At 42.4% G+C, this 14,958-nt stretch carries 9 protein-coding genes; all 9 read left to right on the top strand.

Features of this window, described 5'->3' with window-relative positions:
* Positions 1 to 144 precede the first annotated feature (144 nt).
* The 9 genes from rep (at position 145) to B3729_RS04890 (ending at position 14,716) form a co-directional block, all read left to right on the top strand.
* Positions 145 to 2,154, top strand: coding sequence for a DNA helicase Rep (gene rep, locus B3729_RS04850; protein ID WP_286787265.1), 2,010 nt, complete (start codon positions 145 to 147; stop codon positions 2,152 to 2,154).
* A gap of 204 nt (positions 2,155 to 2,358) precedes the next feature.
* The gene (locus tag B3729_RS04855) at positions 2,359 to 3,198 is read left to right on the top strand and encodes an ABC transporter permease (protein ID WP_286787266.1); all 840 of its coding nucleotides are present in this window, start codon (positions 2,359 to 2,361) and stop codon (positions 3,196 to 3,198) included.
* Positions 3,188 to 4,600, top strand: coding sequence for an ABC transporter ATP-binding protein (locus B3729_RS04860; RefSeq protein ID WP_286787267.1), 1,413 nt, complete (start codon positions 3,188 to 3,190; stop codon positions 4,598 to 4,600). Before B3729_RS04855 ends, B3729_RS04860 begins: the two co-directional genes overlap by 11 nt.
* On the top strand, positions 4,597 to 8,937 hold the full coding sequence (locus B3729_RS04865) for a rhamnan synthesis F family protein (RefSeq protein WP_286787268.1): 4,341 nt from the start codon (positions 4,597 to 4,599) through the stop codon (positions 8,935 to 8,937). The genes B3729_RS04860 and B3729_RS04865 overlap by 4 nt, the downstream gene beginning before the upstream one ends.
* 33 nt (positions 8,938 to 8,970) lie before the next feature.
* Positions 8,971 to 11,385 (top strand): rhamnan synthesis F family protein, encoded by a 2,415-nt coding sequence (locus B3729_RS04870; RefSeq protein ID WP_286787269.1) that lies wholly within the window; start codon positions 8,971 to 8,973, stop codon positions 11,383 to 11,385.
* Positions 11,382 to 12,329: an NAD-dependent epimerase/dehydratase family protein gene (locus B3729_RS04875; protein WP_286787270.1), complete on the top strand. Its 948-nt coding sequence runs from the start codon at positions 11,382 to 11,384 to the stop codon at positions 12,327 to 12,329. Before B3729_RS04870 ends, B3729_RS04875 begins: the two co-directional genes overlap by 4 nt.
* Positions 12,330 to 12,424: 95 nt before the next feature.
* Complete coding sequence (gene cysC / locus B3729_RS04880) at positions 12,425 to 13,042, top strand: adenylyl-sulfate kinase (RefSeq protein ID WP_286787360.1); 618 nt, start codon at positions 12,425 to 12,427, stop codon at positions 13,040 to 13,042.
* Positions 13,043 to 13,359: 317 nt separating this feature from the next.
* Positions 13,360 to 13,890 (top strand): Dps family protein, encoded by a 531-nt coding sequence (locus B3729_RS04885; protein WP_010796480.1) that lies wholly within the window; start codon positions 13,360 to 13,362, stop codon positions 13,888 to 13,890.
* 274 nt (positions 13,891 to 14,164) lie between these two features.
* Positions 14,165 to 14,716: a sugar ABC transporter ATPase gene (locus tag B3729_RS04890; protein ID WP_286787271.1), complete on the top strand. Its 552-nt coding sequence runs from the start codon at positions 14,165 to 14,167 to the stop codon at positions 14,714 to 14,716.
* The last annotated feature ends 242 nt before the right edge of the window (positions 14,717 to 14,958 follow it).

A 14,958-nucleotide genomic window follows, 5' to 3' on the forward strand; every position in this document is an offset into this window, starting at 1 on the left:
CTTGATGGGTATCGCCTTGCCTACGGGTCAGGTGCTTCGATCCAGGCTGCGGCGCTATATGACTACCGTCAGCCAACCGGTGCCCTATCGTGCCATCACCGCTGGTAGAATGCGCCGCCTGTTCCACCAGCCCTCGATGTCTCCATGTCCCGATTGAATCCTCGTCAACAGGAAGCCGTAAATTACATCAGCGGGCCGCTCCTGGTGCTGGCCGGTGCCGGTTCCGGCAAGACCAGCGTGATCACCCGCAAGATCGCCTACCTGATCCAGCAGTGCGGTATCCGCGCCCAGTACATTTGTGCCGTGACCTTTACCAACAAGGCCGCGCGGGAGATGAAGGAGCGGGTCAGCAGCCTGTTGCGTGGAGGGGAAGGCAAGGGTCTGACCGTATCGACCTTCCACAACCTGGGCCTAAACATTATCCGCAAGGAATACGCCAAGCTGGGTTACAAGCCGGGCTTCTCCATCTTCGATGAGGGCGACATCAAGGCGCTGCTCACGGACATCATGCAGAAGGAGTATTCCGGAGACGACGGCGCCGATGAGATCAAGAACTACATCGGCAACTGGAAGAATGACCTCGTGCTGCCTGAGGAAGCGCTGGCTAAGGCCCGTACGCCCAAGGAGCAGACGGCCGCCGTGGTGTACCTGCATTATCAGCGCACGCTCAAGGCCTATAACGCCGTAGACTTTGACGACCTGATCCTGCTGCCGGTCAAGCTCTTCCAGGACAACCCCGACGTACTGGAGAAGTGGCGCAACCGCATCCGTTACATGCTGGTGGATGAATACCAGGACACCAACGCGAGCCAGTACCTGCTGGTCAAGCTCCTGGTGCAGGGTCGCGCGCAGTTCACCGTGGTGGGCGACGATGACCAGTCCATTTATGCGTGGCGTGGGGCACGGCCGGAAAACCTCATGCAGCTCAAGGATGACTTTCCTTCGCTCAAGGTCGTGATGCTGGAGCAGAACTATCGCTCCACCAGCCGTATTCTCAAGTGCGCAAATATCCTGATCGCTAACAACCCGCACGTGTTCGAAAAACAGCTGTGGAGCGAGATGGGTCATGGTGATCCGATCCGCGTGATCCGCTGCCGCAACGAGGATGCCGAGGCCGAGCGCATCGCGCTGGAAATCCTTACCCTGCACCTGAAGACGCAACGACCATACTCAGACTTTGCCATCCTCTACCGAGGCAACCACCAGGCCAAGCTGATGGAGCTCAAGCTCCAGCACCATCAGATTCCGTATCGGCTGTCAGGCGGCACGAGTTTCTTCTCCCGTCAGGAGGTAAAGGACCTGATGTCCTATTTCCGCCTGCTGGTAAACCCGGACGATGACAACGCTTTTTTGCGCGTGATTAACGTACCGCGCCGCGAGATCGGCTCGACAACGCTTGAAAAGCTCGGCAACTACGCCACGCAGCGGCAGATTTCCATGTATGCCGCAGCCGACGAGATAGGCCTGTCCGAGCACCTGGACGCGCGCTACACCGAGCGCCTTGCCCGCTTCAAGCGCTTTATCGATGGCGTGCGCCAGCAGTGCGCCCAGAATGACCCGATCATGGCGTTGCGCAGCATGGTCATGGACATCGACTACGAGAATTGGATTCGCCAGAACGCCTCCAGCGACAAGGTGGCCGAATTCCGCATGGGCAACGTCTGGTTCCTGATCGACGCGCTGAAGAACACGCTCGAAAAGGACGAAGACGGCGACATGACCATTGAAGAGGCCATTGCCAAGCTGGTCCTGCGGGACATGCTTGAACGCCAGCAGGAGGAAGAGGAAGGCGCCGATGGTGTGCAGATGATGACGCTGCATGCTTCCAAGGGTCTGGAGTTTCCCTACGTGTTCATCATGGGCATGGAGGAGGAAATTCTTCCGCACCGCTCCAGCATCGAGACGGACAGCGTGGAGGAAGAGCGCCGTCTGGCCTATGTAGGTATTACCCGCGCTCGCCAGACGCTGGCCTTCACCTTTGCCGCCAAGCGAAAGCAATACGGCGAGGTGATTGATTGCACCCCGAGCCGTTTCCTTGATGAACTACCACCTGAAGACCTAGAGTGGGAAGGACAGGAAGATGCTCCGGTAGAAGTCAAAGCGGCGCGGGGCAATGACGCACTGGCTGCGATGAGGGCGATGCTCAAGCGATAAAGCATAGTAGTATCTACATCTGCCAATCAGTCAGGTAATGTGAAACTATATCTAAGCCTTGTAAAAAACAGAAACTTTTGAACATATTTATATGGCTTTTAGAGAAACTTTTTTGCGGATTACTTTTAATAAAATTTTACCTAATTTTAAATTAAGGTATAAAAATAAACTAAAAATTAGCAAAACAACGCAAGGTCAAGAGCAATGAACCCGCACACAAGACAGCCTGTCTCGCCTCAATCAATTATTTCTAGTTTATGGAGCAACAAACAATTAATTTTACAAATGACGAAGCGGGAAGTGATCGGACGCTATAGAGGCTCTGCATTAGGCCTAGCATGGTCGTTCTTGAATCCTATTCTCATGTTGAGTGTATATACATTTGTTTTCTCAGTTGTCTTTAAAGCCAAATGGAGCACTAGCAACGTACAGAGCGAGAGTAACCAAGCAATATTTGCAATTATGCTTTTTGTAGGACTGATCATTCACGGCATCTTTGCAGAGGTTCTAAACAAAGCCCCTAGCCTAATAATAAGCAACTCAAATTATGTAAAAAAAGTAATATTTCCTCTTGAAATACTGCCTTTCATATCCATGGGAACAGCATTTTTCCATGCAATTATAAGCACTGTAGTCCTATTAGTCGCTCAGACAATTTTTATAGGCCTTCCGCCAATAACAGCTTTTCTTATACCTATTATTTTTATTCCTTTAATGATCTTGACGATAGGCTTGGCCCTGTTTCTAGCATCCATAGGAACTTACCTTAGAGATGTAGCACAAACTATTGGGATAGTAACAACCATAATGCTGTTTCTATCTCCTGTATTTTTCCCTATCAGTGCATTACCAAAAGAATTTCAGCCATTTATTTTGGCAAACCCGTTAACCTTCATAATAGAGCAGGCCAGACTGGTCTTAGTCGAAGGAATTTTGCCTGACTTTCTAGGATTATTAGTATATTTTATTTCTGCTTTAGCTGTAGCTTGGTTTGGTTATGCTTGGTTTCAAATAACACGTAAAGGATTTTCAGATGTCCTCTGAATTAAATCAGACTAAGCCTTACACAGTGTCATTAAAAGACAGTTTAGCTATTGACGTCACAGCGCTGAGCAAATGCTTCCATATTTATGACCTTCCGCGACACAGGCTCCAACAGTTAATTTTCGCTCCGATATTTAATAAAAACCTAAAGCTCTATAAGGAATTTTGGGCTCTACGCGATATAAGCTTTAAAATATATAGAGGAGAGACGATTGGAATTATTGGAAAGAATGGATCCGGTAAGTCTACCCTTCTACAAATTATTTGTGGGACATTGACACCCACGTCCGGAAGAGTAGAAACAAATGGAAGAGTAGCTGCACTGCTTGAGCTAGGCTCCGGCTTTAACCCAGAATTTACAGGTCGAGAAAATATTTATTTAAATGGAGCAGTTCTTGGGTTAAGTAAAGAGGAAATTGACCAGCGATTCGAAGCTATTGTCCATTTCGCAGATATTGGAGATTTTATTGAGCAACCGGTGAAATCTTACTCAAGCGGCATGAGTGTGCGCTTAGCTTTCGCAGTAGCTATAAACGCTGATCCGGAGATACTAGTTATTGATGAAGCGCTCTCGGTAGGAGATGAATTATTTCAGAGAAAATGCTTCTCTCGTATAGAGCAGATAAAGAAAAACGGTGCAACCATACTATTTGTATCCCACTCAGGTGGTACAGTAATTGAATTATGTGATAGAGCTATACTTATAGACTCTGGCCAGCTACTAATTGACGCTGCCCCTAAAGAAGTAGTAGGCAAATATCAAAAGTTGCTATATGCATCACCACAGAACCGCGAAGAAATAAGAAACAGTATATTAAATGGATCTATTGATTCATCTAAAAATAAGAATAGTCAAAACAAAAAAACCGAAAAATTAAAATTAGATGAGTTCCATCAAAATGAAACTTTTGATGCGTCGCTTGTACCTTCAAGTACAATAGCTTATGAAGAAAAAGGCGCTTGTATTGAGGCACCAAGAATCGAAACTTTAGACGGCAAAAAAGTTAATAACATAATTCGCGGGAAAAACTATTTTTACAAATATACCGTGTCCTTTAGTGAACCAGCTTTTTTAGTACGTTTCGGCATGCTTATAAAAAGCCTTAGTGGGATTGAGTTAGGCGGAGCAATTTCCGCTAGTAAAACTAGCGAAGGAATACCCTATGTCGCCGCTGGGCAAAAGATAATAGTGCAATTCAAATTTACCTGCGCCCTAAACCCAGGCCTGTATTTCTTAAATGCAGGAGTACAGGGAACAAGAGACGGCGCAGAAACATATCTTCATAGATTGTTGGATGTAGCGACCTTCAGGGTTCAGCCAGAAGAAAATTTACTGGCAACCAGCCTTGTTGATTTTAGCTGTGAACCTAACTTTGAAATTTCTGGCGTTGATAACATATGAATAGCAAAAAAATTATTGTTGTATTAGGCATGCATAGAAGTGGGACCAGCACTATAACCCGCAGCCTTCAAGCGCTAGGAGTATCTTTAGGAGACAAGTTGCATCCGGCTGGCTTTGATAATCCTAAAGGCTTTTGGGAGGACGAAGACGTTATCCAGCTAAACGAGCTTCTATTAAGAGATATTGGCTCAGCCTACGATAGATTAGGACTTACTTCATCAGCTTTTATGAGCGAGCCTATTATCCAAGAGCATCTTAGCCGTGCTGTTGGTATCTTAAAGAAAAAAATTGAAAACACTTCTTTATGGGGAGTTAAGGATCCTCGAATTTCCAGACTACTCCCTTTTTGGAAAAAGGTTTTTGAGACATTAGAAATAGATATAAGATACGTAATCTCTTTAAGAAACCCCCTCAGTGTCGCGGCCTCCCTCGAAAAGAGAAATGGGTTTGAAAGCTCCAAATCTTACTATTTGTGGCTAGAGCATGTACTGCCCGCATTAAACATAGTAAAGAATGAAAACCATGTCATTGTTAGTTATGACCAAGTTCTCAGTGCGCCTAGAGATCAGCTTACCCGTATAGCAGAAGCCTTAGATTTAAAAGTATCGAATGATGAGCTTCAAGAATTTGAAAAAAGCTTTATAGATAATTCCTTAAGGCATACGGCGCATACTCAAGACGACCTAGAGACCGCCCAGGATGTCCCAGAACTCGTGAAGAGAACTTATAATTTTTTACACACAGCGGCATTAGATCATATCGATATAAGCTCTCCCCAATATATCAACTCTATTAATGGGCTTCTTCAAAATTTAAATGAAATCGAGCCAGCCCTTAAACTTATAGCCAAAAGGGAGAGTAGTCTAATTTCCGCAAATGAGCAAATAGTAAGCAGAGATAGCTCTATTAAGCACATAACAGAAAACTATCTAAGCCTGGAAACGAAACTACAGTTAGCTAATAAAAATATTGAAGAGCTAAATGACCATATAATTTCTTTAGAACAAAAACTCGCAAGCGCTGCTGATAGAAATATAGAGTTAGAAAATTTAATAGATGATCGTGCAAAGGAAATCATCAACCAAAGCAGCCTTATAGAAAGCACTATTGATCAACTGAAAAAAACACAAGAAATTATTACAGAGCAAAATAATAATCTAGCGCTACAAAGCAGTAGAATAAAAGCCATGTCCCAAGAAATTGAAGCATTAAAAAATTCACTTACTGAAAAAGAAAAAGAAATATCCTCTCTTCTCTCAGAAATTAATAGCGGAAAAGAAAAGGAAAAATTATACACCTCGCTACAAATTAGAAAAACCGAAGAAATGTCACAAGAAATTGAAGCTTTAAATAATTTACTTGCAAAAAAAGATAAAGAAATAGCTTCTTTCCTTTCAGAGATCGAAGCTGAGAAAGAAAAAGAAAAATCATATCTCTCTTTAATAGAGCAGAAGACCAGATCAGAGCTTAAACTCTCAGAGCATATAAATTATCTTGAAAAATATTCAAAATTTTCCTCCAGCACTTTAGAGGCAATATTAAAGTCTAAGGTTTGGCGCTTTTCAACATCTATAAAAAACCTAAGCAAAGTTAAATCTAAAGCTCACCCTTTAAATCATTTACTTACGAAATTTTATGATTTCGATAAGAGTTTTTACTTAAGTCAATACAAGGACGTAGCGGCCTCTAAAATCTCCGCAGAGGACCACTTTATTTTATACGGAGCATTAGAAAGGAGGAAGCCTAACAAAAATACAGAATATGGCGGAGGCATGGTCCGAACGATAGAGCATGGAGATCACTCGGTTAAAGAAGCGCAAAAAAATGATAATTCAATCGAAGAACATGATGTCTTAAATAATATAAATCTAAATCCATTAATGGAAAAAACATCTAACAACGAAAGCATTGAAATTCACGGTGTAGAATCAGCACAACTGAATAATGTAGAAAGTGAACTTCATAGACAACACTACTTACATGATAACGAACTTGATCCTGAGTTCTATCTTGCCTTATATCCTGATTTAAAGAACGCTGGGATAGATCCGTATCAGCATTATATAAACCATGGCCGAAGTGAAAAACGCTTAGGCCGAATGCCCGATCTGATTTATAAGGGAAACCTTGAAAAACTCTCTCAAAATAAGAAAACAATTCTTGTCGTTAGTCATGAAGCATCAAGAACAGGCGCGCCTGTATTAAGTCTAAACATCGTCCAGGAGTTGATTAAGGAAAATAATGTAGTAGCCTTATTACTTGGGCCAGGTCCTCTAGTAAATGAATTTTACAAAGCTGGTGCTATTTGTATAGGACCTTTGGAGTTAAGAGGGCATCCTATACTTGCTGAGCTCATGATGAATCAGCTAGTAAGTATGTGTAAATTTGATTTTGCAATAATCAATAGCATTGAATCTCGTGTTGTTCTTTCTAGCTTAGCTAAGAATTTCGTACCTACTTTAAGTCTAATCCATGAATTCGCTTCATATACCAGACCTAGACATGCTTTCTATGAAGCGCTATTTTGGTCAGGAGAAGCGATTTTCTCCACATCCCTTACATTAGAAAGTGCACAGAAAGAATATCCTGAGATGAGGAATCGTAATTTTCATGTGCTTCCGCAAGGGCGTAGCCTGGTACCAAATGATGAAGTTGATGAGAAACTAGTTGAAGACGAGATCAAGCGCATTCGACATGCTATGCGACCTAATAATAATGGCAATACAGATTCTTTCATAATATTAGGCGCAGGTTATGTGCAGCTTCGTAAAGGCGTTGACCTTTTTATAGATTGTGCTTCAAAAATTGCGCAATCGGCCGTTGGAAGCAAATGTAGATTTGTCTGGGTTGGTAAAGGCTTCGACTCAGAAAATGACGCCTCTTATTCAGTATATTTAGCTGATCAAATTCACCGTGCAGGCTTGGAAAAAAACCTGACGTTTATTGAAGAGACCTCTGCTATAGATGCTGTATATGAGCAAGCAGATTTACTTTTACTGACTTCGCGTTTAGATCCTTTACCTAATGTAGCTATTGACGCAATGGCACATGGTCTGCCTGTTGTCTGCTTCGATAAGACAACAGGAATAGTAGACTTTTTAAAATCTGCTAAATTAGAAGATTCATGTGTGGCAAAATATTTAGATACATCAGACATGGCTAGTAAAATTTTGAAGCTAGTTAACAACAAGGAACTATATAATACCGTTAGTGATGCGTCGAAAAATAAATCTTTAGAATATTTCAATATGAAGAAGTATATTAAAGAAATTAAAAATATTGCTCACCATGTTATTAATCTATCAAATCAAGAACAGCTGGATCTTGAAGAAATTGCTAAATCTAATTTAACTGACTTTGGCTTCCTTACTGCACCTGATGAAAAAGACAAAACTCACGCTGAAATATTACGAAAGTATGTCCGTTCGTGGGCTACCGGTATAAATAAAAGAAAACCCTTTCCTGGTTTCAACCCCGAAATTTACTTAGAGCATAAAGGAGGTTCTGAGTTACGAGCGGATCCTTTTGCAGAATTTTTACGCGATGGTCAACCTAAAGGGCCTTGGCTGAGCCCTACCCTTTCGCTTTCAAACAATAAATCAGAGCTCCCTCAAAATAGTGAAGTGGCTTTGCATATTCATGCATATTATCCGGAGCTTTTATCAGAAATATTATCTCGACTTGAGAAAAACCAGTTATTACCCGACCTTTTCATTAGCACTAAAGATAATTCTGCAGTAAATCATATTTCTGCTCTACTAGAGTCTTACCAAGGAAAGGTTGTAGTTATTCAAGCTGTAAAAAACTGCGGCAGGGATATTGGCCCTTTCTTAACAGCCTTCGGTGAAAAACTACTAAATTATGAGTTTGTAGGACATTTGCATACTAAAAAAACTGCTGATGTCGCAGACCAAACAATGGGGCAGACATGGTATCGCTTCCTACTCGACAATTTAATAGGCAGTGACGACTTAACAGCGGCTGATACAATATTAGCCACTATGAGATCTAGGAAGAATATAGGCATAGTATTTCCTGATGATCCACATGTCGTATCTTGGGGCCTAAATAAATCCTATGCAGAAAACCTAGCCCACCGTTTGCATCTCAACGAACTCCCTAAAAGCTTTAGCTTTCCTGTTGGAACTATGTTTTGGGCTCGCTCTCAAGCTTTAAAAATTATGTTTAATGAATTCAAAAGCTGGGACCTTTACCCAGCAGAGCCACTACCTTATGACGGTAGCATGCTGCACGCGCTAGAGCGTCTCTTTCCTCTTGTATGCAAAGAGGCCGGCTTTGAAGTCTTACTTACTTATGTAAAAGATGTATCTCGCTAATATGTCTTAGCCAGATAGTACAGGGATAGGCTAATGTTATTAATAGTGAGCATATTAAAAAGAATTGTTGCTACAACCCTTCTACATATAGCAGGAAAAGCAAAAAATTTTGATAGATTATTTTATTTAGAGCAGTATCCAGACGTAAGAAATGCAGGCATTGACCCTGCCGAACACTATCTTCGGTATGGTTTAAGGGAGGGCCGTCTAGCCAAGCCTGAAAAGCTTATTTGGTCCGGTAGTTTTGAAAATTTATCACCTGAGCGAGAAACTATTCTAATAGTAAGTCATGAAGCCTCGCTCACTGGCGCGCCAGTTCTAAGTCTTAACTTGGTAAAAGGCTTTGCTAATACTTATAATATAATAACTATAATTTTAGGCGACGGCCCTTTAAAAGAATCTTTCTCAAAACTTAGCAACATACTAATTGGCCCAATAGACTTACGTAGGAACCCGTGGGCGCTCAATGGTTTTTTTGAGAAAAATCTAGATAAATTAGAAATAAAATATGCATTTGTAAACAGTATAGAGTCCCGCTTTGTACTTCCTTCATTAGCGAACAGATTAATCCCTACGATAAGCTTACTACATGAGTTCTCTGCATATACTAGACCTCTAGGAGCTTTTAAGGATGCAATATTTTGGTCTAACTCAACCGTATTCTCAACGAAACTAACTCTACAAAGTGCAATTAAGGACCACCCTGAATTAAAAATTGAAAACTCTCCTATTATCCCTCAGGGAAAATGTACCCTTGTTCAGAAAAACTCAATCCATAAAAGAGACACTTATGAATTAGAATTAATCAAAGACAAAGTGCTTGAAAAAATTATCAGGGAAGAAAAAATACTGATCCTTGGTGCAGGCTCAGTACAACTTCGCAAAGGGGTGGATTTATTTATTGATTGTGCGGCCCATATGGTAAGCAAACGTCCAAACTCTAATTTTCATTTTGTTTGGATCGGTAAGGGATATGATCCAATACATGACGCCAACTATTCTGTTTACCTAAAAGATCAAATTCAAAGATCAAACTTAGAAAGCACAGTAACCTTTTTAAGAGAAACAGAAGAAATAGAAAGCATATATAGCTTAGCAAAAATTCTTTTATTAACATCCCGCTTAGATCCTCTACCAAACGTAGCTATTGACGCCTTAACAGCAGGTTTACCTATAGTCTGCTTTGAAAAAACGACTGGTATATCTGAGTTCTTAGAACAAGCAACTATTTCCAACAGCTGTGTAGCTAGCTACCTTGATACAAAAGACATGGCTGAAAAGGCTATTAATCTTATTTTTTCTGAAGACCACTATAAGCACACTTCACAAGTTTCAAAGAGCACTGCTACAAAATACTTTAACATGGAAAAATACATTAAAGAGCTAGACCAGCTAGCTAGAAATGTAGCCATGAAAAACATACAGGAGAAAGCTGATTTAGAAACTGTTAGAGAATACGGAGACCTTAATATCGAATTCTGCTATCCCCGTACAAACGACCTTGATAGTTCATTACGAGTTTACATTAGGTCATGGGCTAGCGGTATTGGTAAGCGTAAGCCTTTTCCAGGTTTTCATCCAGATGTATACACTGAACGACACGGCACAAGTATAAGGGGCGGTGACCCCTATGCAGATTATTTGAGAGCAGGATGCCCTAAAGGTCCTTGGCTCCAAAAAGTAATTACACCAAAAAGCCGAACAATTTCATTATCGAATAAATTCCAAGGCAAAGTAGCCTTACATATACACGCTTATTACCCAGCATTATTTCCCGAGCTTTTAAATAGAATTAACAAGAACAGCTTCCATCCTGATCTCTTTATAAGTGTAAAAGATAGCGCGTCTCTAGATCTCATTGAAAAATATCTATCCAACTACCAAGGGCGTGTCAATAAAATTGAAGTTGTACCTAACATTGGTAGAGACATAGGACCGTTCCTGACCACATTCAGAAATGACATCTGTTCCTATGACTTAATAGGACACATGCATACTAAAGCAAGTGCCGATATTGCAGATAAAGAGATAGGAAAAACTTGGTATGAGTTCTTGCAAGATAATTTATTAGGTAATAACTATAATAAAATGATTGATATCATAATTAGTCATTTTGCAAATGATTCAAGTTTAGGTTTAGTTTTTCCTGATGATCCTAATGTTATCGGCTGGGGGGCCAATAAGCTATTCGCTGAAAAGTTAAAGGCACGACTGAAACTGAAGGAGCTACCAGAGCACTTCAATTTTCCCGTTGGTACAATGTTTTGGGCTAGAGTAGCGGCCCTAAAGCCACTATGGGATTTGAATCTCAGCTGGCAGGACTATCCTAAAGAACCGCTGCCCTATGATGGCTCGTTGCTTCATGCACTGGAAAGAATATTTCCGTTGGTCTTAGAAAAGTCAAACAGTTATAGTGCAGTGACTTATATTTCAGGTGTATCAAGATGAAGATTGTGATTTTTGGCGGCGGTGGTTTTATTGGTTCAGCTATCGCTGATCGCTTGCTTATGGATAACCATGAGCTAAGGATTTTTGAAAGGCCTCGCATAGAACCTTATCGAAAGTTCAGACCAATTGAACATGTTGAATGGGTAACAGGCGACCTCATGAGCACTCATGACGTAAGCCAAGCGGTTTCAGGCGCGGATGTCGTATTACACCTTGTCTCAACTACTTTGCCTAAAAGTTCAAATGACGATCCTCTTTATGATGTGCAGACTAATTTAGTCGCTACCTTACAAATGTTAAATGCCATGGATGCTCAGGGCGTACGACGAATCGTATTTATATCTTCAGGAGGAACAGTATACGGCCCTCCAAGCTACCTTCCTATTGATGAAAGACATCCTACTGAACCCCTAGTGTCTTATGGAATAACAAAACTAGCCATAGAAAAATATTTATTAATGTATGAGCATTTGCATGGGATTAAAGCCCATATTTTACGCGTAACAAATCCATTTGGAGAGAGGCAAAGAATAGAAACAGCGCAAGGGGCGGTAGGAGTTTTCCTTAGTAGAGCTCTGCAGAATAAAGCTATTGATATCTGGGGGGACGGTACTGTTACGCGTGATTATCTATATGTTGGCGACGTAGCAGATGCCTTTGCAAAAATTGTTCACTACGATGGATCTAAATCGGTTTTTAATATTAGCTCCGGTAGAGGAACTAGTTTAAATCAATTGGTAAGCACAATTGAGGATGTATTAGGGAAACCTATACATTGTAATTACCTACCTGGAAGGCCATTCGATGTTCCGGTTAGCGTGTTAGGAAACAGCTTAGCCCAGCATGAGTTAGGATGGTCACCTACTGTGCATCTGAAAGATGGTATAGCTAGAACTGCTGAATGGATGGCTAACCAGTTGCACAAGAATAATAAATTAGATTAGAAGTTACAGCATGGTAGTGTTTGCAACTATACCACCGCGTTCAACGCAGGCTTACAGAAACCCATTTATACAACTTTATTTTAAATTTTGGTTTTATGATAAAAGATAAAAATATTGTCTGGCAAAACAGTTTAGTCCTACCTCGCATTAGGTCTAACATTCTACGTCAAGAGCCTGTCACCATTTGGCTCACAGGCCTTAGCGGATCAGGAAAATCTACTATCGCCTTTGCTTTAGAAAAAGCCTTGTTGAATATAAATAAACTAGCCTTTGTATTAGATGGAGACAACCTTAGGCATGGGCTTTGTAAAGATCTAGGATTTAGTGAAGAAGATCGCTCTGAGAACATAAGACGCGTAGCAGAAGTATCCAACTTAATGAACAATGCAGGCCTAATAACTATAAGTGCCTTTATTTCACCTTTAGCTAAAGACAGATTACTAGCAAGAGAAATTATTGGGAAATCACGCTTTTATGAGGTATATGTAAATACTAGTTTAGATACGTGCGAAAAAAGAGACTGCAAAGGTCTTTATAAAAAAGCTAGAATGGGGCTTATCAAAGATTTTACAGGCATCGGCTCACCTTATGAACCACCTATAGCGCCTGACCTGTTGCTTAACACCGAGATACTGACTATTGATCAATGCGTTAATTTACTAATCGAACATATCAACTTAATATCTAAAGATTTTTGGCCTGCTCATCTCTAGCTTTAATAAATTTAAATTATCTGCAAGTTTTCTAAAGCATGGAGAAGTATATAGCATCTACCTACCAACTAAGCTAAAGCTCCTCTCTTTATAATAAATAATTTAAGCGTAATTAGAGAAGCACGAACCACTGACTTCAGAAGTAAAAAATAATTTACAAAGAATAGCGCTAAAGCAACCGCAGCCTTTAGCCAAGAAATTGAGCTAAAAAATTATAACTATAATGAACTATCCTAGCCTTTAGAGTTCACATATATACAAGCTATGTACGGCCTTAATGATGGCCTTTGTATCGTTCTCAACAGAGAGGTCTAGATATGGCTACTGCAAATGCCAAGCAAGAACTGAAATCCGTTGAAACCATTAATGCCCGCGCGTCCACTGGTCAGGACGCTACCCTGACTCAACAGGGTGAAATTGGTAAGGCGCTAAGTGTCCTGCTGTCGGATGTCTTCGCCCTGTACATCAAGACCAAGAATTACCACTGGCACATGCACGGCACCCACTTTCGCGACTATCACCTGTTGCTGGAAGAGCAGGCAACCCAGTTGTTCGCCATGACTGACCCCATGGCCGAGCGTGCACGCAAGATCGGTCAGCCTACCATTCGCTCTCTGGAGCAGATGGTGCAGCAAAAGCGTCTGGCCAGCAGCGAAGCTGAAGACCTGACCGCTGAGCAGATGCTGGAAGAGCTGCATGCCGATAACCAGGCGCTGGCTGCGTTCATGCGCACTACCCACACCCTGACCAGTGATGGTAACGATGTGGCGACCACCAGCCTGCTGGAAGAGTGGATCGACCAAGCTGAAGAGCGCGCCTGGTTCCTGGGCAAAACTGTCGGTAAGTAAGTATTATTGGTAGGCTTTGGCTCTCTTTTGTAGAGACGCCTAAATACAGCCGAATCCGATCAATCCGGAATCCTGCGGGGTTCCGGATTTTTTATGCCTGCTGTTTACATACAGCGTGGCAACTGTCATGAATCGTGCTGCTTCGGCACCTGCATAACATCTCCTGCACAACGGGTCGATCTGAGCGAAAATAACGGTTTGTTGTTTTAAGACCCGAACGTGAATGTAACCCTGTTCAGGCCGCGTCTTCCCAGCCCCTACACAGACCGCACGTATGTACGATAACCAGCTTATCCTCGTTCCATCCATTTCCACCCTGCCAAGCCATGAAGCCAAGGCATTGAGCGCGCTGCGCTGGCTGATACGCAGGGACATCGTGCAGGAACAGGTAACGACCTGCGGCCGCGGCTCGCGGGGCATGGCCTATGGCATTGCTCCAGGTGCCGAACGGGTGGTCAGATACCCCGAACGTCTGCCGTTCGGTCATCCTGTCAACGGACTGGAAATCATCACTCGCCGCTGCATCTTTACGCCGGACAAGGGATTCAAGGAGGAGGCGGGCTGCCCGGAGTGCCGACAGGAGATCGGTGAGGCGCTGTTCGATAGCCTGGAAGACTGGATGCCCGGCCATACCGATAATTTTCGCTGCCCCGAATGTGGACACAAAGATGACATCAACGGGTTCCTGTTCCTGCAGCCCTGTGGCTTTTCCAATCTGGGCTTTATTTTCAACGGCTGGGCAAAAGCCGTCTTTCAGCCCACCTTTCTTGAAGAGTTTGCAGAACGGCTTGGCTATGGCATTACACAGGTAACGGTTGAGCTCTGAACGAGGGCCCGGTAATAGAAGGCGAGAAACACAAAAATAATTAAACAGGCAGAGCGTTGATAAATAAGAGAATTGTGCCTACTGCCGCTGCTTGCTGGAAAATAAAGGTATACAACGGCTCAAAAGCGCGTATGGTGACGTCACTGCTCTGCAATTGTCACTTCGATACCCTGGCTTGATGTACTGCTTCACGTTTCATCTCCTTGGCTCGTTTTACTTTCGCATCTCAGTCTCGGCCTGAA

The organism is Pseudomonas sp. UBA3149 (assembly GCF_002364655.1).
In the GTDB taxonomy this organism is placed as follows: Bacteria; Pseudomonadota; Gammaproteobacteria; order Pseudomonadales; family Pseudomonadaceae; genus Chryseomonas; species Chryseomonas luteola.